25 protein-coding genes are annotated in these 26878 nt (G+C 68.2%); 13 read left to right on the top strand and 12 right to left on the bottom strand.

Annotated features, from left to right (window positions below):
- Positions 1 to 67: 67 nt before the first annotated feature.
- Positions 68 to 1312 (top strand): LuxR C-terminal-related transcriptional regulator, encoded by a 1245-nt coding sequence (locus ACGFNU_RS33170; protein WP_392600075.1) that lies wholly within the window; start codon positions 68 to 70, stop codon positions 1310 to 1312.
- Between the two features lies 1 nt (position 1313).
- On the opposite strand, the gene ACGFNU_RS33165 is transcribed toward ACGFNU_RS33170, so the two are convergent.
- The 3 genes from ACGFNU_RS33165 to ACGFNU_RS33155 form a co-directional block, all read right to left on the bottom strand.
- Entirely contained in the window at positions 1314 to 1712 is a 399-nt protein-coding gene (locus ACGFNU_RS33165; protein ID WP_392600073.1) for a VOC family protein, read from the bottom strand.
- A 342-nt stretch (positions 1713 to 2054) separates the two neighbouring features.
- Positions 2055 to 3893, bottom strand: a complete 1839-nt coding sequence (locus tag ACGFNU_RS33160) for a pyruvate dehydrogenase (protein WP_392600072.1) — start codon at positions 3891 to 3893, stop codon at positions 2055 to 2057.
- The gene (locus ACGFNU_RS33155) at positions 3797 to 4378 is read right to left on the bottom strand and encodes a hypothetical protein (RefSeq protein WP_392600070.1); all 582 of its coding nucleotides are present in this window, start codon (positions 4376 to 4378) and stop codon (positions 3797 to 3799) included. Before ACGFNU_RS33155 ends, ACGFNU_RS33160 begins: the two co-directional genes overlap by 97 nt.
- A 691-nt stretch (positions 4379 to 5069) precedes the next feature.
- Between ACGFNU_RS33155 and ACGFNU_RS33150 the strand changes: the two genes are divergently transcribed.
- Positions 5070 to 5324: a hypothetical protein gene (locus ACGFNU_RS33150; protein WP_392600068.1), complete on the top strand. Its 255-nt coding sequence runs from the start codon at positions 5070 to 5072 to the stop codon at positions 5322 to 5324.
- A 90-nt stretch (positions 5325 to 5414) separates the two neighbouring features.
- Here ACGFNU_RS33150 and ACGFNU_RS33145 read toward each other — a convergent pair whose 3' ends face one another.
- Positions 5415 to 5798 (bottom strand): hypothetical protein, encoded by a 384-nt coding sequence (locus tag ACGFNU_RS33145; RefSeq protein WP_392600066.1) that lies wholly within the window; start codon positions 5796 to 5798, stop codon positions 5415 to 5417.
- Complete coding sequence (locus ACGFNU_RS33140; protein ID WP_392600064.1) at positions 5779 to 6087, bottom strand: hypothetical protein; 309 nt, start codon at positions 6085 to 6087, stop codon at positions 5779 to 5781. Before ACGFNU_RS33140 ends, ACGFNU_RS33145 begins: the two co-directional genes overlap by 20 nt.
- Positions 6088 to 6219: 132 nt before the next feature.
- Here ACGFNU_RS33140 and ACGFNU_RS33135 point away from each other — a divergent pair, with 132 nt between their 5' ends.
- Positions 6220 to 6774, top strand: a complete 555-nt coding sequence (locus ACGFNU_RS33135; protein WP_392600063.1) for a peptidoglycan-binding protein — start codon at positions 6220 to 6222, stop codon at positions 6772 to 6774.
- 101 nt (positions 6775 to 6875) lie between these two features.
- On the opposite strand, the gene ACGFNU_RS33130 is transcribed toward ACGFNU_RS33135, so the two are convergent.
- The 4 genes from ACGFNU_RS33130 to ACGFNU_RS33115 form a co-directional block, all read right to left on the bottom strand.
- The gene (locus ACGFNU_RS33130; RefSeq protein ID WP_392600061.1) at positions 6876 to 7883 is read right to left on the bottom strand and encodes a serine hydrolase domain-containing protein; all 1008 of its coding nucleotides are present in this window, start codon (positions 7881 to 7883) and stop codon (positions 6876 to 6878) included.
- Positions 7870 to 8793 (bottom strand): DUF6895 family protein, encoded by a 924-nt coding sequence (locus tag ACGFNU_RS33125; protein WP_392600059.1) that lies wholly within the window; start codon positions 8791 to 8793, stop codon positions 7870 to 7872. The genes ACGFNU_RS33130 and ACGFNU_RS33125 overlap by 14 nt, the downstream gene beginning before the upstream one ends.
- Positions 8790 to 9467 (bottom strand): hypothetical protein, encoded by a 678-nt coding sequence (locus tag ACGFNU_RS33120; RefSeq protein ID WP_392600057.1) that lies wholly within the window; start codon positions 9465 to 9467, stop codon positions 8790 to 8792. The genes ACGFNU_RS33125 and ACGFNU_RS33120 overlap by 4 nt, the downstream gene beginning before the upstream one ends.
- 521 nt (positions 9468 to 9988) lie before the next feature.
- The gene (locus ACGFNU_RS33115; protein WP_392600055.1) at positions 9989 to 10330 is read right to left on the bottom strand and encodes a hypothetical protein; all 342 of its coding nucleotides are present in this window, start codon (positions 10328 to 10330) and stop codon (positions 9989 to 9991) included.
- 555 nt (positions 10331 to 10885) lie between these two features.
- Between ACGFNU_RS33115 and ACGFNU_RS33110 the strand changes: the two genes are divergently transcribed.
- Positions 10886 to 12787, top strand: coding sequence for a hypothetical protein (locus ACGFNU_RS33110; RefSeq protein ID WP_392600054.1), 1902 nt, complete (start codon positions 10886 to 10888; stop codon positions 12785 to 12787).
- Positions 12788 to 13349: 562 nt separating this feature from the next.
- Here the strand turns inward: ACGFNU_RS33110 and ACGFNU_RS33105 are convergent.
- A complete protein-coding gene (locus tag ACGFNU_RS33105; protein ID WP_392600052.1) occupies positions 13350 to 14174 on the bottom strand; it encodes a MarR family winged helix-turn-helix transcriptional regulator in 825 nt (274 codons plus the stop codon).
- A 257-nt stretch (positions 14175 to 14431) separates the two neighbouring features.
- Between ACGFNU_RS33105 and ACGFNU_RS33100 the strand changes: the two genes are divergently transcribed.
- Positions 14432 to 15496 (top strand): endonuclease/exonuclease/phosphatase family protein, encoded by a 1065-nt coding sequence (locus ACGFNU_RS33100; RefSeq protein ID WP_392600051.1) that lies wholly within the window; start codon positions 14432 to 14434, stop codon positions 15494 to 15496.
- Positions 15497 to 15966: 470 nt separating this feature from the next.
- On the opposite strand, the gene ACGFNU_RS33095 is transcribed toward ACGFNU_RS33100, so the two are convergent.
- Positions 15967 to 17130 (bottom strand): serine hydrolase domain-containing protein, encoded by a 1164-nt coding sequence (locus ACGFNU_RS33095; RefSeq protein WP_392600049.1) that lies wholly within the window; start codon positions 17128 to 17130, stop codon positions 15967 to 15969.
- 500 nt (positions 17131 to 17630) lie between these two features.
- On the opposite strand from ACGFNU_RS33095, the gene ACGFNU_RS33090 reads away from it, so the two are divergent.
- The 8 genes from ACGFNU_RS33090 (at position 17631) to ACGFNU_RS33055 (ending at position 25569) form a co-directional block, all read left to right on the top strand.
- Entirely contained in the window at positions 17631 to 17792 is a 162-nt protein-coding gene (locus tag ACGFNU_RS33090; RefSeq protein ID WP_392600047.1) for a hypothetical protein, read from the top strand.
- Positions 17793 to 18243: 451 nt separating this feature from the next.
- Positions 18244 to 21204: a cytochrome P450 gene (locus ACGFNU_RS33085; RefSeq protein WP_392600046.1), complete on the top strand. Its 2961-nt coding sequence runs from the start codon at positions 18244 to 18246 to the stop codon at positions 21202 to 21204.
- A complete protein-coding gene (locus tag ACGFNU_RS33080) occupies positions 21201 to 21476 on the top strand; it encodes an acyl carrier protein (protein ID WP_392600045.1) in 276 nt (91 codons plus the stop codon). Before ACGFNU_RS33085 ends, ACGFNU_RS33080 begins: the two co-directional genes overlap by 4 nt.
- Positions 21473 to 22597, top strand: coding sequence for an SDR family oxidoreductase (locus ACGFNU_RS33075; RefSeq protein WP_392600043.1), 1125 nt, complete (start codon positions 21473 to 21475; stop codon positions 22595 to 22597). The genes ACGFNU_RS33080 and ACGFNU_RS33075 overlap by 4 nt, the downstream gene beginning before the upstream one ends.
- Before the next feature lie 2 nt (positions 22598 to 22599).
- The gene (locus tag ACGFNU_RS33070) at positions 22600 to 22986 is read left to right on the top strand and encodes a nuclear transport factor 2 family protein (protein ID WP_392600040.1); all 387 of its coding nucleotides are present in this window, start codon (positions 22600 to 22602) and stop codon (positions 22984 to 22986) included.
- Positions 22987 to 22988: 2 nt separating this feature from the next.
- A complete protein-coding gene (locus ACGFNU_RS33065) occupies positions 22989 to 24089 on the top strand; it encodes a beta-ketoacyl-ACP synthase III (RefSeq protein ID WP_392600038.1) in 1101 nt (366 codons plus the stop codon).
- The gene (locus ACGFNU_RS33060; protein ID WP_392600037.1) at positions 24086 to 24328 is read left to right on the top strand and encodes an acyl carrier protein; all 243 of its coding nucleotides are present in this window, start codon (positions 24086 to 24088) and stop codon (positions 24326 to 24328) included. The genes ACGFNU_RS33065 and ACGFNU_RS33060 overlap by 4 nt, the downstream gene beginning before the upstream one ends.
- A complete protein-coding gene (locus tag ACGFNU_RS33055) occupies positions 24328 to 25569 on the top strand; it encodes a beta-ketoacyl-[acyl-carrier-protein] synthase family protein (RefSeq protein WP_392600035.1) in 1242 nt (413 codons plus the stop codon). Before ACGFNU_RS33060 ends, ACGFNU_RS33055 begins: the two co-directional genes overlap by 1 nt.
- 37 nt (positions 25570 to 25606) lie before the next feature.
- Here ACGFNU_RS33055 and ACGFNU_RS33050 read toward each other — a convergent pair whose 3' ends face one another.
- Entirely contained in the window at positions 25607 to 26797 is a 1191-nt protein-coding gene (locus tag ACGFNU_RS33050) for an alpha/beta hydrolase fold domain-containing protein (protein ID WP_392600034.1), read from the bottom strand.
- Positions 26798 to 26878: the final 81 nt, after the last annotated feature.

The raw sequence follows: 26878 nt of genomic DNA, 5'->3' as shown, positions 1-26878 counted from the left end.
ACGGGCGGATGCACCGATCTGGGCGCCGACGGGCCGCCGCGCGTACGCGTACGCCGAACGCCACCGCATGCTCGACCGCGTCCTACGCCTATGGGACCGGCTCCCCGACCTACCGGCCCAGATCGGCGCCGACCGTTTCACGGTCATGGAGATGACCGCCGAAGCCTGCCTGAACGCCGGTGAGCTGGACGCGGGAATCGCCGCGGCGACCGCCGCCCTACTGATAACACGCGCAGCGCTACACGACCGCGACGGCCAAGACCCGCTACCCGACCTGCTAGAAGCCACCCACCTCCTACCACCCGCCTCCGCGTCGGTGGTGCGGGGGCGGGTGCTGGCCGAGCCGGCCACGTCCCAGCGCAACCATCGCCGGCTCGCGCCCGCGCGGGCGTCGGCCGAGGAGGCGCTGGAGATCGGCCGCCGGACGCACGACCGCGTCGTCCAGGCGAAGGCGCTCGTCACGCTCGCGGCTCTGGCCGCCGCGAACGCTGACCTGGCGACCGCGATCGAGCTGTACGGCGAGGCCGGTGCGGCCGCCGCGCAGGCCGGGGCGCATGACACCCAGCTGCTCGTGGCGATCACCGAGTCGGACACCCTGGAGGCCGCCGGCGAGCATGCGCGGGCGGCGCAGGTCGCGCGGCAGGGCATGGCCCTCGCCGCTGATCTCGGGCTGGCCCGCACGCGGGGCACGCTGCTGGCGCCGAACCTCTCGGAGTCGTTGCTCTCGCTCGGCCGCCGGCCCGAGGCGACCGAGGTCGACCGGGCCGCGCTCAGCCTGGCCCCGCCGCCGCTCTACCAGGCGTACCTGCAGATCATTCAGGCGACCGTCGACCTCCGGCGGGGCGACACCGGTCCCGCCTCGGCCGCGGCCGAGCAGGCCAGGGCCGCGATGCGCGGCAACAACCGCGGCGAGGAGTCGTGCCTGGAGCCCGACCTGCTGGACTGCCGGCTGGCCCAGGTCACGCAGGACGCGGGCGCCGTCGCCGCGATCATCGGCCATGTCCTCGACGATCACGATCTGCTGGTCAGCCCCCGGTACGGCTGGCCGCTGCTGTACACCGCCGCGCAGAGCCTGAACGACCACCGGCAGGGCGAGGGGTTGATCCAGCGGCTGGTCGACTGGAGCGGAAAGCTCACGGTCACCGGCCGGCTCCAGCGGGCGTACCAGCTGAGCAATCGCCAGATCGGCGAGCAGCTGTACATCTCCGCCAAGACCGCCGGCGTCCACGTCTCGAACATCCTGGCCAAGCTGGGCGTGACAACGCGCCTGGAGGCCGCCGCGTGGGCCCACAGAACGCGCCTGTTCGGATGACTCAGACGTCGGCTTCGAGGGCGAAGGTGTTGCCGTCCGGGTCCTGGAACCACGCGATGCGTCCGCCGCCGGCCCGAGGGGTGATCCCCCTGGCGTCGTGTTCGAACTGGTCATAGCGGACGAACTCGACGCCGGACGCCGTGAGCTCGTCCACGATCTGGTCGAGGTCGTCGACGTACCACACCGCCAGGGTCGCCTGGGTCTTCCCGGCGGTGGCCGACTGGTACACGTTCAACGCGGGCCCGCCACCAGAGCCATAGACGCGGCTGCCACCGGCGATGTGGGCGCTCGGGCCGGACCACAGCGCCTCCAGGCCCAGCTTGCCTTCGTAGAACGCGACCGCCTCCTCGATGTCGGAGACGGCGATCGAAGTCCTGAGTTGGTGCGCGCTCAAGGGCATGAATCACTTTCTCACACGCGAACAATGGACCGGTTGCGGACACCTTGCCGCCGACCCATCCACAGCGGGGTCCGAGCCGAATACCGTGCAACGGACGGATGACACTCCCCTCGGGGTGGTCGGAGGTACAAGATGCGCAAGACGATGATCGTGATCGCCACCTTGATCGCTGCTCTCTTCACGCTCCTGGCTCTCGCCGGCGCCGCCGAGGCCGCCACCGCGGTCGAGTACGCCCTGCTCGTCTGAGCCATCCAGCGCTGACGCTTCTCTCGGCCATCCCGCAGGCGCACGGGCAGGCCGTGGATCCCGCATGGACGGATGCTCGTCTGGATCTGGGTCGCCTTACCGGATGAGGTCCAGGGCGGCGCGGATGATGCTGTCGGTGTCCAGGTTGTGGTGGCGGTAGACGTCCTCCAGTGAGCCGGACTGCCCGAAGCGGGTCACTCCCAGCGCGGTGGTGGGCACTCGGTTGATGGTGGCCAGGAACGCCAGGGCGTGCGGGTGCCCGTCCAGGACGGTGACCAGGGGTGTGGCCCGGTCGGCGGGGAAGGCCTGGTCGAGGATCCACGACTCGGCCGTCTCGTGGCCTTGGCGGGCGCGGACGGCGCGGTAGAGCAGGTCGGGGCTGGTCACGCAGATCACGTCCGCTGCGATGCCGATCTGTTCGAGGCGTTCGGCGGCGTTCAGGGCTTCGGGAACGAGGGCGCCCATGGCGGCGATCGCGACCGTGGGCGCGTCGGTGCGGCGCAGCACGTAGGCGCCGGCGACGACCTGGCGGCGGCGGCGTTCGCGGGCGGCGGGGTCGGTGGGCACGGCCGCCAGTGACTGGTCGACCGGACGGGTGGACAGCCGCAGGTAGGCCGAGGAACCGTCGGGCTTGCCGAGTCGAGCCAGGCCGGCCAGGAGGGTCCATTCGGTGTCGATGACGAACGCGGGTTCGTAGCTCACGCAGCCCGGTTGTTCGAGGCCGATGGACGGGGTCTTGATCGACTGGTGCGCTCCGCCTTCGGGGGCCAGCGAGACGCCGGACGGGGTGCCGATCAGGATCGACTGCCCGCCCGCGTAGATGCCGTACGACCAGGGTTCCAGGGCGCGTTCGACGAACGGGTCGTAGAGGACGCCGATCGGCAGCAGCGGCTGTCCCCATCGGCTCCAGGTGGCGCCGAGTTCGCCGAGCAGGCTGACGAGGTTGACCTCGGCGATGCCCAGTTCGATGTGCTGGCCGGTGGGCTTCTCGCGCCAGTGCAGGATGGTCTCGCGGTCGTCGGCGAACCAGTCGGGGCGTTCCGAGGCCGACCACACGCCGACCTTGTTGACCCAGCCGCCCAGGTTCGTGGACGAGGAGACGTCCGGGCTGACCGTCACCACCCGGCGCGCGGCTTCGGGCGCCTCGCGGGTCAGGTCGAGCAGCACCCGGCCGAGCGCGGCCTGCGTGGTGGCCACGCCGGACGGGATGCGGCCGATGTCGGTGGGCAGGTCGGGGGCCGCCAGCGAGGGCGTGTCTGGACGCCGCAGACGCTGGGCGGTTCGGACGCACAGAGCCTGAGCCGGGCTGCCCTCGGGGAACGACTGCCAGGGATCGTCGGTGTCGGTGCCCATCCGCGTGGCCATCTCGCCCAGCTGCGCGTCGGACAGCAGGGCCGAGTGGTTCTGCGGGTGGCCCTTGGTGGCCAGGCCATAGCCCTTGATCGTGTAGGCGAAGATCACCGTCGGGCGGGTGTCGTCGATCGCGGCGAACGCCTCGTCCAGCGCGGCATGGTCGTGGCCGCCGAGGTCGGCGATCGCGTCGACCAGCGCGGCGTCGTCCACCTGGGCGACCAGCTCGGCGATCGGCGCGGCGCCCGGGCCGTCGCCGGGCAGGCGCCGCCGCACCTCCGGCGCGTCGCAGCGCAGCAGCCGCTGGTACTCGGGATTGGGCATCGCGTCGATGCGGCGCCGCAGCTCGTCGCCGCCGGGACGGGCGAACAGCTCCTGGAGCAGCCGGCCGTACTTGAGGCTGATCACCTGCCAGCCGGCGGCGCCGAACATGCCCTGCAGCTTCTCGGCTGCGATGTTCGGCACGACCCGGTCCAGCGACTGGCGGTTCAGGTCGACGATCCACACGATCTCGCCGAGCTCGGCCACCGCCGAGTCGAGCACGGCCTCCCACACCGCGCCCTCGTCCAGCTCGGCGTCACCCACCAGCGAGTACTGCCGGCCGCTGCCCGCGCGCCCGGCCAGGCCGTCCACATACCGGCGGGAGAGGGCACCCCAGATCGGCGCCGTGGCCCGATCCCGACCGATCCGGTGGAGTAGTCGACCGGGTCGGGGTCCTTGGTCCGGCTCGGATAGCTCTGCAAGCCGCCGAACTCGCGCAACCTGGTCAGGTACGAGGCGTCCAGCTCGCCCAGCAGATAGTTGATCGCGTGCAGCACCGGAGAGGCATGCGGCTTGACCGACACCCGGTCCTGCGGCCGCAGGTGCCGGAACCACAGGGCCGTCATGATCGACACCATCGACGCCGACGAGGCCTGATGCCCGCCCACCTTCAACCCCGACGGATTCGGGCGCACCCGGTTCGCATGATGGATGATCGCCGTCGACAGCCACAACACCCGGCTCTCCACCTCGCGCAAAACCGCGTGCTCGTCCCCCTGCCGAGGCCGGTCGGCCGCCGTGCTGCTCACTGAAGCACCATCCTGTTTCCGATCGTTCCCAGGCCCCTGTTGATCCGCAGGTCGTCGGGACCTCGACGAGCCGCAGGACATCAAGGTTGACGACGTCCCCGAGGCTAGCCGCCCCGACGAACTGCGTGAAAGCGGCCCAGACCGTCGGGGCCCGCGCGAACGAGAGCATCCCGCCGAAGCGCCGAGCCTGTTCGCCTCATCAGGCAACTTCTCCCGCCACCTCGCCACCCCGTCGATGTCCGTTGTCTACGCGTTCCGACGAGTCGCCAGGGCGGCGGGACCGCGAACGCGGTAGTTGCGGTGAGGGCGAACGCGGCGATGAGCGCCAAGGCAAGCGGATCGGTGGTGGGCCGCCCGGGCACCCGCCAGCGCGACGGCACCGGGCTGCGTCCCTTATAGCGTTCACTCCCAGTTCATTGCAACGAACAAGCGGCCCGTTGTTGCATTAAATCCGAGACCAGTGCAACGAAATAAGCGCATTGACATGCTCTGATACGCAAAGTGCGCAACATACGTGTTGCAGTGATTTGGAATGCAACGTAGCTTTTCCATCATTGGAAACGACGAGCCGCAAGGAGAGCACGATGCAGAAGTTCGACACCGCCGCCCCGATCACCGCCGCCTGGGGCCTCTGACCGCAGCCGCCCTCAAGCGCCAGGCGTACGCACACCCTGAAAGGAGGCGACGACCGATGCGAGAAACGCTCCTCAAGCTCTGGAACCTCACCCCTGTCCGCCTCGCGGTCCGCCTGGCCAACACGGGCCTCAACCTCGTCACCGCCCGAGACCTCATCACCGCCCTCACCCGCGCCGATTTGGGCCTCATTCTCATCGCGATCGCCTGGCTGATCCCTTGGGACAAGGTGGCCCTCCTGGCCTACGGGCTCATCCGCCAACGTCGTCCTCTCCAGCCATCCACGGCGAAAAGCGTGCCGACGGCTGCTTAGGCCGTTGCCGGCTCCGGTCCCAGGAGCCGGTGTCGGCGTCTCCCTAGCCGGATCGTTTTGCGCCGTAGTAGCCCCACCCGAGGCGCGTCCTCATCGGATCGGTGCCGTCGGCTGGATGTGCGCTACCAGCAGCGACGTCAGTGGCCGCGGCAGTTTCTTGCCGTGCGCGGTGGTCCACTCCATGCAGCCGAACAGGTTGGCCGCCCCGTCGAGCTGGGCCGGGCTCGGCGGCTCGGTGGTGAGGGCGGCGAAGATGAGATCGGCGGGTTCGGCCAAGAGTTGTTGCTCTACTGCCCGCTCGTACCAGTACATGCCACCGGGTTCCCGAGCGGCGAGCCCTGCCCATGCCAGCAGGGCACGGACGCGTTCGATCCCGTCGGGATAGCGGCGGCGTGTGAGAGCCGCCAGATCGACTTCGGCCGCCTGGACCCGGTGTGACCAGGCTTCAGGGTCATCACTTGGGCGAAGTGCCATGGCCTTCGCGGCCTCGGTCAACCCAGGTGGAGCGGCTTGTATCCAGCGCATCCGACGCTGTTCGTCGCGGGCGTCCCGCCGCCACCCGTTGGGATCCGGTCAGGCCACGCTCGGCCAGCCAGGCGGTGAGCGCCGGACCGTCGCGCAGATCGGCGTCGCAGTCACCGAGACTGCGGATGCTTTCCTGGTGGTGCAGCGTCCAGCGGTCGATCAGCTGATCGTGCGCATCGTGGATCAGGATCGTCGGCCATCCAGGGCACCGGCACCTGTCACCGGTTCCGCCGTCCACGATGGGTTGTCTGACGCACTCCGGCCGAGCATTGGTTCGCAGGTGACCGTACCCGGCCAGCGGCCAACTTCTTCTCACTTTCATGTCTCTAACCAGGACATACAACACAGTGTGAAGGAGATTGATCCCATCGTGAACGTCAAGCGTCTCGCAGTCATCGGACTCACCACGGCCGCCGTCGTCGCCGGTGGCGCAACGCTGGCCGGCCCGGCCTCGGCCGACACCGCCACCCGGACCAGCCCGAGCGGCCCGACCTGGCCCGTCCTGCAGCGCGGCCAGACCAGCGAGCACGTACGGACCGTGCAGTGGCTGCTCAACTGCAAGAACATCAAGGTGGACGTCCCCTCGCACTTCGGGCCCAAGACCCAGGCGGCCGTGCAGACCTACCAGAGCCGGTACGGCCTCAAGCCGGACGGCAACGTCGGCGCCTACACCTGGACCTCGATGACCAGCCGGGCGCAGGTCAGGTACAACGACCGCAACGACTGCGTGAAGGCGCTGCAGGTCGCGCTCAACGCCTTCCGCCACTCGACCGGCGCGGACGACCTGCCGGTCACCGGCTACTTCGGCCCGAAGACGCGGACGAGCCTGAACAAGTTCCAGAAGACCTTCTACCTGCCCGTCCAGGACTACGTCACCGTGGCCGCCTGGAACCGCCTGACCGGCCCCGAATCACCCGGCGAATGACCGAGGCCCGCGCCATTGACGACACAGATCCCAGGGTGGACGACGAAGTCCTCACCTGGGATTTCTTGTGTCCAAGTCTTCACGCCATGGGGAAAGGCCAGCTATGTGTTCGTGTGGTGGCGTAGGAGGCGTTGGGCGTCGCGGGTGAAGGTGCTTTTGCTGGTGATGCCGTTGCTGGTGAGTGCGACGAGGGTGGTGGCGGGGCGGGGGCAGAAGCCGATGTGGGCGGCTTGGCCGCGGGTGCCGCCGGAGTGGAAGTACAGGGTCTTGCCGTGGTGGGTGGTGGTGCCCCAGGCCAGGGGTGTGTGGGGGTCGGCCGGTGGGTGCAGAACGGTGTGCAGGGCCGAGCGCAGGGGCGCGGGGAGGTGGGCGCCGGGCTGGATGAGGTGGTGGAGGTAGTGGGTGAGGTCGTGGGCGCTGGAGCGCAGGATGCCGGCGGCGGGGATGGCAGGGACGAGGCACGGGGGCCGGGGCCGGCCGTGCCAGTGGCCGAGTGCTTGGGGAAGGGCGGGGTCGTCGGTGGTATCGGTCAGACCAAGGGGCGTGAGCACTTTTTCGTGCAGCAGGTTGCCGTAAGTGTCGTCGGTGGCGTGTTCGATCAGGTGGCCCAGGAGTCCCATAGCCAGGCTGGAGTAGGTGGTGGCGGTGCCGGGAGGGTGGCGTAGTCGGACGTGGCGCAGGTGGGCGAGCAGTTGTTCGGGGCGGTATCGGCTGTAGGGGTTGGGATTGAGTAGGGGCAGGTTCCGCAGCCGCAGCCAGAGTGGGAAGTCGGGGAGCCCGGAGGTGTGGGTGGCCAGATGGTAGGCGGTGATGCGGTGGGCGTCGGGTGGCAGCGTTTTGGCGGGGAGGTGGGGGGCGAGTGGTTCGTGCAGGTCCACACGGCCTTCGGCGGCCAGGACGGCGAACAGCAGGACAGTAAAGGTCTTGGTGAGTGAACCGATCTCGAACCGTGTTCGCTGGTCGGCCGGTAGCCCTTGGGACGGGTCGGCGAGTCCTGCGCAGTGCACGCTGGTCGCGTCGTGCCGGGTCACGGCGATCACGACCGCGCCATGACGGTCTGCGGCGCCGGCCACTGCGTGCAGCAGCCGCCGGCTGTCAGTGTCGGGCATCGTGCGCGCGGCGCAGGGCGAGTGCGCCGGCGGAGGCCGTGACGCAGGTCGTGTGCTGATAGCGGCCGAAAGCCTCCGCCTCGTCCTGGGGCTCGGGGTTTCCCTCGCACGGAAGGTAGCCGGTGGTGTGCCGGCTGTCGGCCAGTGCCTGCCACGCGGCCAGTGGGCATCGGGGTTCAGGGAGGCAGGCATCGACCAGGAGCAGTTCGGCGACCAGGTCCCAATGCCGGGTTTCGGTCCAGGCGTCCAGCCACACCGGTAGCCAGCGGTGAAGATAGTCGGCCAGGTGCGGTGGGATGTGCTGTGGACGGCTGCCCCAGTCGGTGAGGTGGTAGACGGTGTGGGTGAGACAGTAGGCGGCGTCCCAGTCCAGCGTCCATGGCTCGGGGGTGTGGCCCAGCCAGGTCCGGCGGGTCAACGTGTTCCAGTCGTGTGGTGTCGGCAATTGCAGCACGCGCAGGGCGTTGGCCACGGCCAGACGGCGGTTGGGGTATTGCTCCACCGCGTGGACGCCCTGCAAGCGGTGGCAATGCGCGGCGAGTTTCTCCAGCTTGGAGTGGCGATAGCCGAGTGGGGCCAGATGCGCGTACAGCTCTACTGGGTCGGTCACCAGCGTGTGGCGCAACTGGCGTTCATACAGCAGATCGCCGTGCCCCAGTTGCTCCCAGCAAAAGTCCAGCAACTGTTGTGCCCTGGCTTGTTCGGACGGCAGGACGGCGCCGGCAAGGGTCATGATGTGGCAGGTCAAGCTGAGTTCGCCGATGACCTTGTAGGTCTTGCTGTGCCCCTTGAGGTCGCCGGTGATGTCTGAAGGCAGTGCTGCCAATTGCCGGTTGCGGTGCAGCCAGCCGAACGCGCCCCGCGTCAAGGGCAACGCTGCCTGCGCCCATGGCGCGGTCGGTGTGTTCACGGCCCCTCCGCCGCCGCCGGTGTCATGCGCCGGGCGAGTTCGGTGTGCAGGGCCGTGCGCGAGCTTGCGTCACCGCAGAGATCCAGATGGCGCGTCACCGTGTCCAGGTCCAGTCCCGGGTCGGTGCCCAGGCGACCGGCCAGCGCGGCCCAGCGGGCGAGCCGCGCCGCCGTCGGATAGTCCCGGCGCAGCATCGCACGCGCCAGACCACGACCCACATCGACGGCACGACCGCAAACCGTCTCACCGACCGGGCCGCACAGCTGCGGCCACGCCATCGGCGCCAGCCACGCCACACGCCGAGACAGAGTGATCCAATCCCAGCCGGCTGTGGCCCGCGCCCAGCCCGCAGCAGCCGAGCCGACGCCGGTGGCATCCTCACCGCCGCACAAGGCGCGTGCGGCCTGGGTCAAGCACAGCACCTCAAGGCCATCAGCGCCCGTGACCGGATGAGCATCCAAGGCACGGACCAACACCATGCGGTCTGCGCCCAACGGAGCGGCACCGGCCAGCAGCGCGGGCGCCAGGGCGTCCGGCCCTAGCACCCGCACCGCCGCCAGTGCCACCTCCTCTTGCGGCGCCCCGGCCACGAACGCGGCCACCGCACCGCTTTGCCGACGGCGCAGGGCCGAATCGACCAGCCCGGCGAGCCCCTCCACTGAACCGGTGACCATCTCCTCCGAAGCAGGCATCGGATGCGCTCAGCCCTTCTTGCCGTCAGCCGAGACCTGCACCGTCCTCACCGGTCGCCTGGGTCATCCGTGGAGCCGTAGACGACAAAGGCAGCGAGGGCAGGAAGGGGAAGTGGAACGTCGCTGACCGGGGCCTCTGGCGGAGTCATCAGATCGGCCACCACCTCACCCAGACCGGAGTCGACGTCAGGATCGATCACTGACTGGAACACCGTGTTCCCCCCATCGGGTGGACCCGGGAACACCTGAGCCCACCAGACGACGCCGTAGCGCCCAAGACCGGATTTCGGCCTCACCCGACCACTTCCCGGCACACGACCGGTCACCAGCAAAACCGCAGACCGTCACCTTCTCGACAACACCCTGTGCCTATATGGAAACAATGAGTGCTGATGATCGGGTGTGCCGCATCCTGCACGGATTTGCTGCGGCAAGCGGTGTCGGGCGTCGCGTTGATGATCGTGGGCTTCCCGGGGCGCCTCGGCGGTGGGAGCGGGGCTCTGTCATTCGGCGCTGAAGCTCACCGACGTGTACACCGTGCCGACGTGGTTTCCGGGCCCCACTCGCAGGGCCGACAGTGAGCAGGACGGGTCGGGATAGACGTGGGCCACCAGGCGCGTCCTGTTGTACGCGGACAGAGAGCTTACGGCGACCGTGTAACACGGGCCGGGTTCTGGGTCATTGATCTGCTGCTGCCCCCCGAGGAGAGAGCTGGAAAAGAACACGCCGGTTCCCGCCGACGCCGGCGCGACACTCAGCATTGTCGCGACCGCTGTCACACCTGCCGTGACCGCCGCCAGCCTAAAGATACGCATGCTGAAAGATTCACCTTTCGCCATGTTCATGCACTCACGGCACGTGTTCGTCCGCATGCAGACAGTAAAGCACCTGTCTAGGTCATTTCAACTCCGAGCAAACTCACTTCTCCGCTGGTCGTGTCTGTGGGAGGTGCGTTTCCCCGGTAAATATTGCTATTGAGTGACCAGTTATGGCGACGTTTACTCTTTGGGCAAGAAGGCCCATATATACCATCGCTAATGGGCATTAGCGTGACCCATCAAAACCTCCGGGACCACCACCGAACGCCCCAAAAGCTCATCTCCCTCGTGGAATCCCTTTAGAGGGCCGAGCGTTCTCGCGGTGCGCGTCCTGGTGACGTCATGCGTCAACCGTGGGGCCTCTTCTGAATCAAGGTCCGTCACGCGGATCGAGAGGGTCACTAAGTGGCGGACGCAGTAAGTCCGTTCTGTCTCAGGGGCAAGCCTCCCGTACGGCCAAGTCTCCGCGTTCATCGGGTGGAGGGGTGGGACCCTTGTCGATCGTGGTTCGGCGTGGGATGGTCAAGAGCCATCACTAATGGACTAAATGGTCCGTTAGGTGGACCAGGGCAGGGGTTGTCCATGACCACGCTCCATCGTCGAGCCGTTCTCCGCGGTGCTGCCGCCACCGTGCTCGGTGCCGTCGTCGCCCAGGCAGGTATCGAGACCGCGGCGGCGACAACGCCGCGGAGGCTCGGTCCGGCCAAGCCCCTCGACGGACGGCCGGCCCCCTCCTTCGACTACAGCCGAGCCAACAAGCTGCCTCGCGAGATGACCGGTTACTGGCAGAAGACCTTCGATGTGGGCGGATGGCCGCGGACCGCCAAGGTCTACATCTCTCCTGAGACGCCGATCCGTTCGTACTACACGGTGCTGGCCGTTCCCGACGGCGTCGAGACCGGCGAGTTCCTGCGGCGGACCGGATGGTGCGACATCGCCGACGAGCGCGGCGAAGGCCTGTTCGTGCTGGAGCCGGGCGAGGCGGGATGGGGTGCCGCGAGCGCCGAGCGTGCCTACGTGGACGCCGCGATGGCCTTCTTCCAGGCCAATGTCCACTTCTCGATCTTCGGCCTGCACTACCTGGTGGGATACGGAGCCGGAGCGCCGCCTCTGGAGGCGTGGGCGGCGGCGTTCCCGCTGCGGGTGATCAGCCAGGTTTACCTGGACTCGGACGGTCTGCCCGCCGACTACCTCGGCGCCATCGGACCTCGGGAATTCGACGGCACCACCGAAGGTACCTACATCGACGTGGTCTTCCCGGAGGGCTTCGACCTCATCCGCCACTCCGAGGTGGTGCTTCCGACCTGGTACATCAACCCGGGCCGCAGCGCCCACGCCAGCCTCGCCTACTGGCGCCGGGCCAACGACACCGGCGATCGAGGCATCCATAACCGGACCTTGGGCACGGTGTTCCAGCAGCGCCACGGTTCACGCCGCTGGATGACCTCTTTCTCGGGGTCCATCTCCCAGGTCGCGGTGCAGGAGCGGCCGGTCGACGCGACGGATCGGCGCACCACCCGGCAGGCCATGGCCTTCCTCACCTACTACTCGCGCTACGAGAACTCCTTCGCCTACGGCAACCAGCTGGTGCAGCGCGCCGACTACGACCGTCTCGGCGTCGAAGTGCGGACGATGACCGTCGAGGGGCGGCTGCGCGAGCACCTCGTGCACGTCCCGGAGTCCGCCCGCCGGCTGTGGGGCCGCAACGCGCCCGTGGTCTTCGTCTGGCCGGGCAACACCCAGACCGACAAGGTGTTCTTCGACTCCGCCCAGTGGTGGCAGGTCGCCCGCACCGAAGGTTGCGTCCTGGTGGTGATCTGCGAGCAGTACAGCGCCTCGGCGATCTCGGTGAGCCACAGCGACTCCGACGCGTTCTTCCGCCAACTCCGCACGCTCGTCACCAAGGAGTACGACGTCGACCCGACCCGGTTCTACTCCACGGGACAATCCGCCGGAAGCCGGGTCAGCCAGTTCTTCGCCGCCGCCAAACCCGAGTACTTCGCAGCCGTAGCTTCGACCTCGTTCGCCCCAGCCCCCGACAGCTCGGGCAACATCGACCTGGAGGGCACCCCCTACGCGGCGGCGCGGCGGCCGATTCCGAACTACCTGATCTACGGCTACGGCGACCTGGCCTTCCTGGAGGGAGACCTGTGGGACGGCATACACAACGATGTCGACTCCTGGGCCGCCTATCACCTCGGGGCCCACAACCTCACGCTCGCGCAGGTGGACCGCGGTCGGCGCAGCGGATGGCACGACCGCTTTCAAACCTGGACCTGGCGCGACCCCGCATCCTCAGTGCCGATGGTCAAGGTGACCAGAAACCTGTACCGGTCGCACAACAACATCCCCGAAGAGACACCCATGCTCTGGGAATTCCTCCGTCACTACCGCCACGAAGTGAACGCGTCCGGCCAGATAACCCGCTACTACAGCCCCTCCGGATTCCGCCGCCGCCATGACGAGATCGTCATTCCGTCCTAGACCAGGTCGAGAGTTCCGCGTAATTGCTCCCCATCCTCTGAGGCGAGGACGGCAGCGGCGTCGTCGAAGCCGCCCACGCGTGCCGCTTCCTCACCGGCGTCACCGCCACAACGCCCGTCGCCGAGATCAATACGCACCACCCGGCCAGGGACGACGCGCGCCCGTGCCCTAACAACCTCTCGCTCAACCATCCCTCCACCTCCAGCCAGCCGAGCCTAAGGATCAAGCGCAACCACGCCAAGAGGCGGCGCCAGCTCAAGCGCTCCCAACCCAGCAGGCCACCCTCACCCGGGGCCAACGCAAGCGGCCTCCGCCGGAAGCCGAGGGCAGGCAGCGCCCTAGCCAGCCGGGCCCGGGCACGTCCAGGCCGTGGAGGACCACGCCGGGTCGCCAGCATTCGATGCCGATGTTGGCGCCGGGCGGCCAGTGCGCGCGGACGTGGTCGTAGGGTGCCTGGGCGATGGGACGGCCGACGCGGGCGGCCCGAAGCAGGTAGTCAAGTGCGGGTGGTCCCTGTGCGATGCCTGCTCACCTGGGTGACCGAGGAGGCTGATTCGTCCGCTCAGTGGTCGACGGCCTGTCGTGCGGCGGCGATCGGCTCGAGTCCCGCGATCAGCTCGTCGAGCTCGTCGGTGCTGAGCACGTCGTACACCGGCGCCGCCAGCTCGTCGGTGAGCGCCTCGACCCGCTCTCTGAGCTCCCGGCCGGCGGCGGTGAACTCGCCGTTGCCGTCCACCAGGCCGCGGCCGCGCAGCCCGTCGACGACAGCGGCCAGCCGCGCCTTGGGCAGGTGGTGAAGCCGGCCGAATTCCTCCGCCCTCATCCCCAGGGACAAAGCCATGAGGACGTGGGCCTCGGTTCCGCCGATGCCGTGGGCGACCAGGACGGCATTGTGGCCGTCCCCGCGGTACTCCCGCAGCAGCGTCGCCGCGTGCCAGAGCCTGGCCACCGGCTCCTGGGGCACCTCAAGCGCCCGCAGTCCGGCATACAACACCCGGCCCTCGGGCGGCGCGCCGACCGCTGCCCGGGTGGCCAGGTCAGCGACCCGCGCCAGAGCGGGGGAGTCGGCCAGTTCCCCGATCCGCTGCCGCAGAGCAGCAGCGCTGCCCCGCTCACGCACGGCGATCGCCTCCTGCGGGGTGATCTTCCCCCACACCCACGGGATGTGGCGCGCCACCTCGCCGTCAGCGAAGTTGTAGAAGACCGCATGCACCACCTCGGCCGATGCAAGCCCCAACGGCGCGGCCCGGCCCGCAAAGTATCCATCCCAGTAATTGCGCATGCCCAGGGCCAAGAACGCCTCGGTCGCCACCTCGGAGAAGCTGATGGTGCCGATCACCTCGACGAACTCGGACATACGCTGGACCTTGGCCAGTGGGTGCGACATCGGTCGGCACCTCCCTGTGATCGTGACAGCGCCCTGGTTGGCTGCCTCTCACCCTGGCTACGAACAACCCAGCCCCGATTCGACACCTCGGCCCGGATCCTTTGAAGAACTTTCCGGGACGTATGAAGCAGCGGAGTTTCCCTACTCCTGCGCGCTGCCGCTGGCCCGGATCAGCACCGGTCAAGTTACTGATTCCAGCCGCTTGCGGCATGCCTACGGTGAGGATCGTCCACGAACTGATCATGAAGGAGTTCTTCATGAACGTCAGGTCCTTGCTAGTGGCCAGGACGGTCCTCGGTGGCGCGGCGGCGGCTGAGGCTTCGGCCGCGGCGAAGCCGCCGAAGGCCAAGTGGCGAGTCGACACGAGACGCAGGCTCCGCCATCTGGGTGCCGCCTTCGGCGTACTGGCACTCACCGCGCAGCTCGCACTCACCGCGCAGTTGGCGATCAACAGCCCGCAGGCTCAGGCCAGCACGGACCTGAAGTTCTGGCACTTCAACATGTGCGGCAACAAATGCTGGGAAGACCCCAATAACAAGCACAACTATCTGCCCGGCACCGACTCCCGCGGGGAAGTCACCGTGCGGGCGGCCCAAATCGTGGAATCGGTCAGCAACTACAGCCCGGACATCGTCACCCTGAACGAGGTCTGCTACAGCCAATACCGCCGCATCCGTGCGGCCCTGGTCGCTCAGGGGTACCACGCGACGTACGCCAGCAGTGGCAAGGGCACCGGCGGGACGTGCGACAACTACGACGACTCCGTGGGCATAAAGTTCGGCATGGCGCTCTTCTCCAAGCAGCCCGCCACCCGGGAGCCCCACGACATCGGCACCACGGAGGAACCCAACCGCCTGCTCTGCTCCGACACCGCCATCGGCTCCCGCGCCGTGAAAGCTTGTTCGGTGCATCTCGGCGCCAAGTCCAAGGAGCAGCGGGCGCTCCAGGCGTCGAACCTGGCGGCCCTGGCCTCCGCTTGGCACACCGAGAAGCCGGTGGTTCTGATGGGTGACTTCAACGCCGAGCCTGGGGACGCCGTCATGGACAAGTTCTACAACCACAGCGGCGGCACGGGGATCTTCAACGAGGCCGACGAGTCAGACCCGGCCTACTCCGCCGACTGGCCCGCGGGAACCGTCCGGGGCCGCAGCGGGGAGATCACCTTCACCACCGACGCGACCGATCCCCCGACGCTGAAGAAGATCGACTACATCTTCCTCAGCGCCGCCGACTTCAGAGCCGTCGAAGGCGACAGCCTCTACGGCGGCGAACGGCGCACCTCCGACCACCGGGTCTACCGCGGCGGCGCCACCTGGCAGTGAACACACGCCTGGGCCTCAGCCGCCGGACAGATCGCCCGGCAGCAGAGGTGTAGCCCTGTACTTGTGAAGCTCCGGCCGGGGAACATGTCCCGGCCGGAGCTTCACCAGTACACGCCCCAAGGTGCCATCGGAGCATGGTTCATGCAGGTCAAGCCACTCGGAATCCAATGAGGCCGGTCGGTGCGCGCGCTACTCGTCGGGCTGCCGTAGCAATTCGAGCGCCTCCCGACTTAGCTGACTCGCCGCCGAGGGGGGTTCCGGCTCGTCATGGTCAGGCTCCAGCCCGATCTTGTAGGGGGTGGACCGGAGTCCCTCGGCGGCGTACCCGAAGCCGTCTTCCGGGTTGAACAGTGCTTCTCGGTGGGGACGAGCAGATGTGAGACGCCGCCCGTCCCATCAGGTCGGGCGGCTGCGCGACGATCCTGAACCGGGAGCCCTCGCCTTCAGAGCGGAGGGGCCTGGAGTCGCCGTTAGGAGGACGGGCAGAAGGCGGCCTCCACGGCCTTGCTCACGTCGAGTTCCACGGTGCCGGGCTTGGCGCTCAGGGTGAACGACATCGCGAACTGGCGGCGGCCGTCCTCTGAGTAGAAGGTCATGGCGAGGAAGCCGGGGCCGTTCCCGCCCAGGATGTAGAAATCGTCGCCGCAACGGCCGCGGCTCACTTTGCCCTGGGAGGGCGGGTTCTTGGGCAGCCGGTCGGTCAGGACTCGCTGGAGTTCCGGCGGCAGCAGCTTGCCCTGGGTGAACGCCCGTTGGAAGGCGCTGACGTCGTGCGCGGTGGAGACCACTCCGCCGGCCGCTCCGGCGATGCTGGCGTTGAACCGGTCGACGTCACGCAACTCGCCGTCGGCATCGGGGTAGTAGCCGTGGCCGTGTGGTCCCTTGATGCCCTCCGGAGGCTTGAGGGGAAGATAGGTCTTGGTCATCGCCAGCGGGCCGAACAGGCGCCTGTGCAGCTCGGTGGCCAGGTCATGGCCGGTCAGCCTCTCGATGATGACGCCGAGGAGGGTGTAGTTGGTGTTGGAGTAAGACCACTTCTCACCGGGCTCCCCGGTCCGGGGACGGCTGCGGCTCCACTTCACCAGGTCCAGTGGCCGGTAGTGGGTGGTGAAGTCGAACACATCGAACCCGGGATCGTCGCCCTCGCTCCCGTCCGGTTTGGGGTTGCCGGCGTACCAGTCGGGGATGCCCGAGGTGTGCCGGAGCATCTGCCGTACCGTGACCTCGTCGGCCCGCTCCACCAGATCCTTCTCCGCCACCTCCGGCAGCAGGTCGCCGAGCTTGTCATCCACGCCCAGCCTGCCCTCCTTGACCAGTTGCAGCACCACCGTGGCCACCATCTGCTTGGTCTGTGACCCGATCCGGAAGCGCGCGTTGGCGGGTATGCGCCCACCCTTGCCGCCCAGCAACCGCGAGCCCGCGCTGCCCTGCCCGACGGGTTTCCCATCGACGTAAGCCCCGCCGACGACCCCCACGACCCCAGGAGTCTTGGCCAACTCGTCCATCGCCTCCTGCACGTTCCCGACCCGCGCCGGGACGGCGACGGCAGGCCCGGCAGGGGCCATCAACAGCATCGCGACACCAGCGGCCAGACCGGCCCTGCTCAACGGCGCCCGAACGTTCCTGTACGACACGACACGCTCCCCCTCTTTTGTGATCACCTTCCGTTCGCAACGTTCTAGACAACGGACGGTCACAGCACGGTGCCCAAGCCTGTGACCGGGCTGTGACCCAGACCTACGGCCAAAGCCAGATGGCACGGGCCCCGCGTTGGCCACCATGCCGTGGCACGGACCGCTGTGGTCCATGCCTCAACTCAAGCGGGAAGACCATTGCAGCGCCGTAAGCGCTTTTCGACGCGCCCGCGATACACGCATCCGCGCTTTAGAGCCAACGAGCGCAACCCGACACAATTGGTCCGCGCCCCTGGTGATCGCGGCAGTACGGCTGCTGCAGATGCTGGACGACTCGTCCGTGAACATCGCGCTGCCGAGCATTCAGGGCGAGCTTCCCGTCAGGCCCGGACCGTGAACGCCTAGCAACCGCGGCGGCAGGACGCGAAGGTCTGGATTGGTCCGCCCAAGCGGAGGGCTCCGCCCCGGCACGCGGCTGCCGCTTCGCATGCTCGGCCACGGTGATCGCGTGGCGGGAGGGCGACTCGGGAAGCATCGCCCCGGTCACCGCCTCGTCCAGCGTGCCGGAAGACCAGGGCGATGTCGCCATGCCGGGCGTCCACCGCATCGCGAGATGGACCAGGCTGCGGGCCGGGGTTCAGACGGTGGCGATGATGGCGTAGCGCTCGTCGTTGATGGCCCGTCCCCAGAGGTCGGGGTCGGTGAGCGGCTCGATGCGCAGGTCGGTGACGACCTCACCTGGGCTCGGACCTTGACGATCTCCGCTGCGTATTCGTTCACCCTCGCGGAAGAAAGCTCGTTTATATATGAACGATCACTTCACGGGTCCCCCTGGTCATCACCCTTATCCGGCTTCCAGTGAGACCCTGCACATCAGTCATTTCCAATTTGCAGCTGTGCAACCTCGCTATGCACTGGGCCCCCAAGTCAACATCAGTGGCATGAACGGAAAGCGCGACACGGACCCAAAACGCGACATATCCACTGCCGCTACCGCCTTTGGTTGCTCTCACAGGTGTGCAAGCTTGGGAATGTGGTCGTTGAACCGGCCCAGTGACGCTCGCCACCAGCGGCAAACGCCGGAGGATACCCCTCTGGGGATGGAGCGAAGCGATGAGCGATCAAGGTGTTCCCTGGGACGCGGTCGAGGCGCTGTGGACCGAGGAGGGTCTGCGAGATCCCTTCCCGCATTTGCAGACCATGTTGGAGCATGCGCCGGTATTGCCGGCCGGGCCGCGCCGGGTGCTGGTCCTGGGGTTCGACGAATGTGACCAAGTGCTCCGCGATTCGGAGACGTTCCGGGTGTGCGGGCGGGAGTGGGCCGAACAGGCATGGCCGAGCTGGCGTTCCCACCGTTCGGTCAAGTCCGTCTTCAACCAGCTCAACCGGCAGGACGCGCCCGATAACCAGCCGGCGCGCAAGCTATTGGTCAAGATGTTCGGCCGTCAGCGGCTGGAGGGGTTGCGTGCGGACCTCGACAGCATGGCCGATGAGTACGTGGACAGGTTCCGTGCCGCCGCGTCCGCGGGAGAAGTCGATGCGGTCGAGTATCTTCTCGGCCTTCCGCTCGCCCTCCTCGCCAAGATGATGGGCTTTCCTCAGTCAGACCTGCCGCTACTGAAAAGAATGGCCAAGCTCGTCATGGCGGCCAACGATTTCAATCCTCCCGGGACGGGGCTCGACGAGGTCGACGAAGCCTTTGGCGAACTCCAGGCCTATCTCTCCGCCTTCGTGGACGATGGGGAACCGGGTGCAGTGAACGAGCTCGCCACCCGCTGGCCCGAGGACGATCGCCAGGGGCTGCTGGACACGATCTCCTTCCTGCTCGGGGCGGGCAACGAGACCTCGTCGTCCATGCTCGGAACGGGCATCGCCATGTTGTCTCGCCGACCGGAGCTCGTGAGCCTGCTTGGCCGGCAACCGGAGATGGTGGGCCCGTTCACGCAGGAGGTATTGCGCTTCGACCCACCCGCCAAGATGGCCGCGCGCTGGTCCACCAAGCCGGTCCATCTCGGACCGGTCCGGTTGCCCGGGCACTGCATGCTGGTGGTGTTGATCGGTGCGGCCTCGCGCGACAAGCGGCACTACTCCGCGCCCGAGAGGTTCGACCCATACCGGTTCGCCGACGTCGACGCCGGCGGAGGAGAGCACGAGCCGGAAAAGAGCCTGCCCTTCGGCTCAGGCCCGCACTATTGCATCGGGGCCGGGCTGGCCCGCTTGACCGGAGACGTCGTCTTTGGACGGCTCGCCGAGCGTTGTGCCGGGCTGATGCCGACCGAACCGGCGGTGCGCACTCCCGGATTGGTGGTCCACGGCTACGAGCGGCTGCCGGTGACAATCCGGAAGCCGTCCCCGCGAGGCCGTCCGCAGGACTCTCCGCAGGATCGTCCGGCTCAAGCACAAGCGGCTCAAGCACAAGTCAACGGCGATACGCTGCCTGAGGCGCTGGAGCGCCTGGCGAGCAATGACCCGGCCACGGGCTGGATGTTTCCCGCCAAGGGCCTGCATCTTGCTGCCAGTGCCCTGTATCGGTCAGCGCATCGCGCGGCCCGAGGCCTGCATGCCGAAGGGGTTCGCCATGGCGACCGGGTCGGCGTCCTTATGCCGACCGGTCCCGGACTGTGGCAAGCGTTCTTCGCCGTCAACCTGGCAGGCGCGGCCGTGTCGATGTTGCCCGTCCGTGCGTTCGCCGAACCGCCTTCGGTCGCCGCTGAGCGACTGGCGCGCATCGTGGATGCCGCGGGAATGCGTCACGTGGTCGCCGATCCCCGATACGACGCGCTGGTGCGTGCACTGATCGAGCTGAAACCCCAGTTGCGGTGCCTCCCTCTTCCCGATCAGGGTGCCGGACCACTTCCCGAGCTGACGCCCGGGGATCTCGCTGTCGTCCAGTTCACCTCGGGGAGCACAGCGTTCCCGAAAGGGGTGACTCTTTCTCACAGCACCGTCCTGGCGGGTCTGCGCGGGTTGCTTCGGTCTGCCGACATCACCCGGCAGGACAGCCTTGCCCAATGGGTGCCCCATCACCACGACATGGGTTTGTTCACGCCGCTGGCATATGGTCTCGCCGGCCTGCCGGTGCATATGTTCCCGCCCGCCTACTTCATGCGGAAGCCGTTGGCGTTTCTGGAGTACTTCTCGCGCCAGGGCGTCACCACCATGACCAGCCCGAATTTCGGCTACGCGCATCTCAGCGAGGCCGTTCGTGCCACTCCGCCATCAGAACTCCGGCTCCACCAGTGGCGGCTGGCCTACAACGGGGCCGAACCGGTTCAGGCCGGCACAGTCCAGGAGTTCACCTCGGTCATGGGGAAGTACGGTGCGTCTCCAGAGGTCATGTACCCCGTCTACGGACTGGCAGAGGCCACCCTGGCGGCGTCCGTTCCTCTACCTGGAGCTCCTGCCCGGGTGGTGCACGTCGACCGCGCACGGCTTTTGCGCGATGGTGTGGCCGCGCCCGTGTCTGCCTCGCCCCAAGCTCGAGCGCTGGTGTCGGTGGGCCGCCCCGTCGACGGCATGCAGTTGCGTCTGGTGGACACCGATGCGAACGCGGTGGCGGCCGGCGAGATCGGCGAAGTGCAACTGGCCGGACCGGCCGTCACCGCCGGCTATCTCAATGCCCCGACGGCCACGGCTGAGACGTTCGACGGCGCGTGGTTCCGGACCGGCGACCTGGGAGTGCGGCTCGACGGCGACTTGTTCATCGTCGGCCGCAGCAAAGACACGATCATCATGTCCGGTTCCAACATCCATCCGGAAGACGCCGAATCGATCGTCGCGGAGGTTCCGGGTGTTCACCGGGGCAGATGCGTCGCGTTCGGCGCGGGCCTGGAAACGGGGGAACCAGAACAACTGATGATCGCGGTCGAGATGCGGAATCGCGAGCACGCCACCGAGCTGGCCGAGGAGATCCACCACCGGATCCGTGACCGTCTCGGCGCTTTCCCCATGCAGGTACGGATTGTCAGGCCGGGCGCGATTCCGGTCACGACCAGCGGAAAGGTGCGGCGCGACGAGACGCGCCGGCTGTTGACCGAGAGCAAGGACGCGGCCCCTGAAAGGACCCAGCGATGACCGCACCTACCGAGACCGACCGCGACGCCGTCATCGACCTCGTGCGAACCACTGTGCGGGACGTGTTCGCGGCTCCGGACGCCGCACTGGCCGAGAGCGACGTGCTGCTGGACGTCGAGGGCGCCGACTCGGCCCGTCTCATGGTCATTGTCGGCCGTCTGGAGGAGCACTACGAGGTCGACCTGTTCGAAGAGGACGTTCCCCCCGCCCGGACCGTGGGCGAGCTGACGGACCAGTTGATCACCGCTGTTCAGCGGCAGAGCCGGCAATGACGTCCACCACACATCTGGTGACCGGAGGCACCGGGATGCTCGGCGGCGCCCTGGTGCTGGAACTGCTGAGCCGGACCGAGGGCGAGATCTGGTGCCTGACCAGGGAGACCCGTACCAAGACCGCAGCCGAGCGGCTGAACGCGGCAGTGATGCTCGCGGCCGAGGACCAGGACCGCTTGGCGGATCTCGAACGGCTGGAGGCGCAGCGCAGGCTGCGCGCCGTTCCGGGCGACATCACCGCCCCGCGAGGTGGTCTGGCTGAGGTACCGCGACCTGCCGGGCGCATCCATCTCTGGCACAGCGCAGCCGCGTTGTTCTACGAGCCGGGGTTCGCCGCGGAAAGCTACAGGAGCAACGTCATCGGCACCGCCGAGATGATCTTGCTCGCTCGCGAGTGGGGCGCCGAGCTTACCTATGTCAGCACGGCCTATGTCGCAGGTTGCCGGAAGGGCTTGCAGTACGAAGCGCTTCCCCCGCCGGATCAGCCGGTCAACAACATCTACGAGCGCTCCAAGATCTGCGCCGAGCTCCTGGTCGCCGGATCCGGACTGTGCTGGCGGATCCTGCGTCCCAGCGCCGTGGTCGCCGCCGGCGCCACGCTGAGGACGAGATCGAGCTCAGGCTTGTACGACGTGGCGGCGAAGGTCGGCCGCTGGAAGCGCCAGTACCACCAGCGATACGGTCCGCTGCTGCTTGAGCGGCCCGCGCTGATGTGCGGCCACGGGGAGAGCGAGCTCAATCTCGTCCCGCTGGACCACGTCGTGGGCCACGGTGTGACAGCGGCACTGGAAGGTCCACCGCGCACCGTTTACCACCTGGTCAACGAAGCCGCCCCCACCGTCAAGGCCATGTACTCGGCCGCCTTCACCCATGCCGGATTGCCGCCACCTGAATTCGTCGGGACCTCCGACCAGTTGCAGGCCACCGACAGGCTGCTCGCCAACGCCCTGGCCTTCCACGTGCCCTACACATGCACGCCCAAGACCTTCGACACCTCCCACACAGCGGCCCTGGTGGGGGGAGAGGCGATGAAGTTCCCGCTGCCCGAGCGGACCATCAGAACACTCCTCGAACGCCAGGTCGAACAGCCCGGCTCGTATCCCCGACTCACCCGAAGGTGACCATGACAAGCGCCGAGAACCAGAAGATCGTGCAGAGGTGGGCGGAGCTCTACAACACCGACGTCCACCGGATGATCGATGAAAGCTACGCCGAGGACTTCGTGCTCATCTGCCCCGGCCTCCTCCATCTCGACGACCGGCAACGCTTCCACGAAGTCGAGCAGGCCGTCCTGGACGTCGCTCCCGACCGCCGCTTCGTGGTCGAGCAGACCTACGAATCCGATCCGGACCACGTGATCGCCGAATGCGTTCTCCAGGGCACCGACCCGGAGACGGGCAAGGACTGGGAGTCCTTCTTCTGCGCCATCCTGACGATCGAAGACGGGAAGATCACCAGCGACCGGTCGTACATCGACCGCACGACCTGGCCCTGGATCAGGGATCAGTGACGATGCCGCGACGAGAGCCCGCGCGCACAGAGCCCGCGCGTACCGAAGCGGTCATCGAGGGCATCGGCGGCTGCCTGCCCCCGCGGTCCGTCGACAACGACGAGATAGCCGAACGCCTGGACACCTCTGACGGCTGGATCCGTTCTCGCACCGGCATCGCCCGGCGTCGATCGGTGGACACCGGGACCGCCACCTCAGACCTCGCGGTCGCCGCCGGGCGCGCGGCACTGAAGTCCGCCCGGGTGGACGGCGCGGACCTGGTCATCGTCGCGACGACCACTCCAGACCACCGGTGTCCTTCCACCGCCCCGGACGTCGCCGCGAGGATCGGCTTGGGCGAGGTCCCCGCCTTCGATCTCAACGCGGTCTGCTCCGGCTTCGTCTACGCCCTGGCCGTCGCCGCCGCCCAGATCCGGGCCGGCGCGTACCGGCGGGTACTGGTCATCGGCGCGGACACCTACACCACGATCGTCGATCCCGACGATCGTGTCACGGCGCCGATCTTCGGCGACGGAGCCGGGGCGGTCCTGATCCGGCGAGGAGAGCCCGGGGAGCCCGGAGCGGTCGTCGCCACCGAACTCGGCAGTGCCGGCAGCGGTCGTGAGGCCGCCATCGTGCCCGCCGGCGGGTCACGGACACCCGATATCAGCGACGACCGGTCACGCTTCCTCCATCTCAACGGCCGCCAGACCTATCTGGAGGCCGTTGAGCGGATGTCCGCCGCCACCCGGGCCGTGCTCGCCCGGGCCGGCTGGGAGACCGCCGACCTGGTGGCGTTCGTCGCACACCAGGCCAATCAACGGATCCTCGACGCGGTCGGCGAACGGCTCGGCGTCTCCGAGCCCCACCGGGTCACCAACATCCGGAACCTGGGAAACACCGCCGCGGCTTCCATACCGCTGGCCATGGTCCATGCGGCCGACCGGCAGGCCGTCACGCCGGGCAGCCGTACCGCGCTCGCCGCCTTCGGCGGCGGCCTCACCTGGGGCGCGGTGGCCCTGACATGGCCCGCCGCAGACCCGATCATGCTCGACCCGGCCGGCGACCACGGCCCGGCAGGCGAGCCATCACGCTCAACGGAAGAGAAGGAGAAATCGTCGTGAGCGTTGCCCTGGACAGCAAAGTCTCCACCATCATGACGACCAAGCTGGGCGTCGAAGCCTCCGACATCCAGCCCGAAACGACGTTCGCCGAACTCGAACTGGACTCGATCGCCGTGGTCGAGCTGATCGAGACCCTTGAAGACGAGTTCAAGATCGAGATCGATGACGACGAGGCCTCCCAGGTGAGCACCATCGCCGACCTCATCGCATTGATCAAGAGCAAAGGCGCCTCGGACTGATGCCGGCCTTCGCCGTGGCGGTGACCGGCCTCGGCATGGTCACTCCGGCTGGGATCGGCGTTCCGGACAACTGGGAACGCGTCCTGTCCGGGGCGCCGGCCGCCGCCCGTGTGCCGGAGCTCTCCGACCTGCCCGTCGACTTCGCCTGCGCGGTCCCCGGCTTCGACTGCGCCGCCCTGCTGGATCAACGTACGGCTCTGCGGACCGATCGTTACACCCAGCTCGCGCTCGTCGCGGCACTGGAGGCGGTCGGCCACGCCGGCCTGGATCCCGCCGATTGGGACGCGACCCGTGTGGCCGTCGTCATCGGCACCGGTGCCGCCGGCACCGCCACAGCGGAGGCCCAGCACCAGCGACTCCTGGAGGACGGCCAAGGAGCGGTCTCACCACGGACCCTGCCCATGATGCTGCCCAACATGGCGAGCGCCCAACTGGCGATCGACCTCGACGTTCAAGGGCCCAGCCTCACGGTCTGCACCGCCTGCGCAGCCGGGGCGACCGCGCTCGGCACGGCCCGCGACCTGCTGCACCGCGGCGTGGCCGATCTCGTCATCGCCGGAGGTACCGACGCCCCCATCACCCCGTACTTCGTGACGGCCTTCACCCGCTTGAAGGCCCTGTCCACCCGCGGCTCCGACCCGAGCGGCGCGTCACGCCCATTCGACAAGGACAGGGACGGCCTCGTGGTGGGGGAGGGCGCCGGAGTCCTGGTACTGGAAACCGAGGAGCACGCCCGCCGCCGCGGCGCACCGGTACACGCGCGGCTGACCGGCTACGGGGCCTCGTCCGACGCTCACCACACCACCGCTCCCGAGCCCGACGGAGAGGGGGCCGAACGCGCGATGAGGCTCGCCCTGGCCGATGCCCGGCTCGATCCGGCAGATGTGGGGCACATCAACGCACATGCCACCTCGACCCCCCTCGGAGATACGGCCGAGGCCCACGCCATCACCCGGATCTTCGGAATCGATACCCCCGTCACCAGCACCAAGGGAGTGACGGGACACACCATGGGCGCCTCCGGAGCAATCGAAGCGATCTACACCATCCTGGCACTCGTCCACCAAACCGCCCCGCCCACGGCCAATCTCTCCGTGCCGGACGCCGACGTGAAACTCGACCTGATCAAAGACCGACCCCGTCGGCTCACAACGACCGCGGCTCTCTCTAACTCCTTCGGTTTCGGGGGCCACAACGCGGTTCTGGCCTTCACCACTCCCAATTCACCGCAGCGGGAGTGACATTGCGATGTGGCGTTCGAGGCAGCGGATGATCTGGCTACTGGGCGGTCATTTTCTGGATGAAGGTGCCCGCTTGTTCTAGGGCGCGCATGGCTTCGGGGAGGAAGGGCCAGAAGATGTGGAAGCCGTGGGTGGCCACCGGGTAGAGCTCCAGAGCTGCGTCGACGCCCTGGGCGCGGGCGCGCTCGGCTAGGGCTTGCGACTGGTTGAGGACGTGGTCGCCGGTGCCCGCCTGGATCAGGAGGGGCGGCAGCCCGGCCAGCACCTCGGGGGAGCCGAGCGGGTTGACGAGCGGGTCGTCCAGCGGATGCCCGGCCAGGTAGTGGTCGACGCAGCGGCGCATCAGGCGTCCGGTGACCACGAGCTGCGGGTCGCCGGGAACGACCTCCGGGAGGACGTACGCCAGGTCGACCCAGGGGCACATCAGGACGGCCCCGGCGGGCAGCGGCAGCTCGTGCCGCTTGAGCCAGAGCAGTACGGAGAGGGCGAGGCCCGCGCCGGACGAGTCGCCGCTGATGATCACACGGTGGCCCTGGTCGAGCAGCCACAGGTAGGCCTGGACGGCGTCCTCGACCGCGGCCGGGAACGGCGCCTCGGGCGCGAGGCCGTAGTCGGGGACGAGGACGGTGGTCTCGGCGGCGGCGGCCAGCGCTCCGGCGAGCGGGCGGTAGCCGTATGCCGATCCCATGACGAATCCGCCGCCGTGCAGATGGAGGACGGCGCCGGGCCGCGGGTTCTCGGGGGTGAGCTGGAGGCTCGGGACGCCGCCCGCCTTGACGGGCCGGATCGCCACGTCGGGCGGCGGGTCGAACTTCGCCAGCAGCGCCTCGTACTCGGCGGCGAGCTGGAGTTCGTCCCCGCCGGCCTGGTTGTGATCGGCGATCGGCTTCCAGAGCCGGGCCGTCCGCTCCGACAGTTCGCCGCCCACCGAACGGGTCGTCGAGACGGCGTCGTCCACGTCCGCGAGGAGCTTGCGCGCCTTGTCGAGCAGGGCCTCGCCCGCGAGCGTGAGCTCGACCCGGTGGGTGGAACGGCTGAGCAGGTCACAGCCGATGAGCCGTTCGAGACCGCGGATCTGGCGGCTGAGCGCGGGCTGTGACAGGTAGAGCCGGGCGGCGGCGCGCCCGAAGTTGAGCTCTTCGGCGACCGCGACGAACGAGCGCAGGTGCCGCAGTTCGATCGCGTCGGGTGCCTGCGGCAGCGGCAGGACGCGGGCCGGTTCCTCCATGGCCGCCAGTATCGCGCGGGCGCGGACCGGGCGGTAATGCCGTTGGTGCATGACGCTCGTGCGCCAACGGCCTTTCCCTTC

Source organism: Spirillospora sp. NPDC048911, assembly GCF_043198015.1.
In the GTDB taxonomy this organism is placed as follows: domain Bacteria; phylum Actinomycetota; class Actinomycetes; order Streptosporangiales; family Streptosporangiaceae; genus Spirillospora.
Note: the sequence above shows the minus strand (reverse complement) of the source record. Positions and strands in the feature narration are given on the sequence as shown.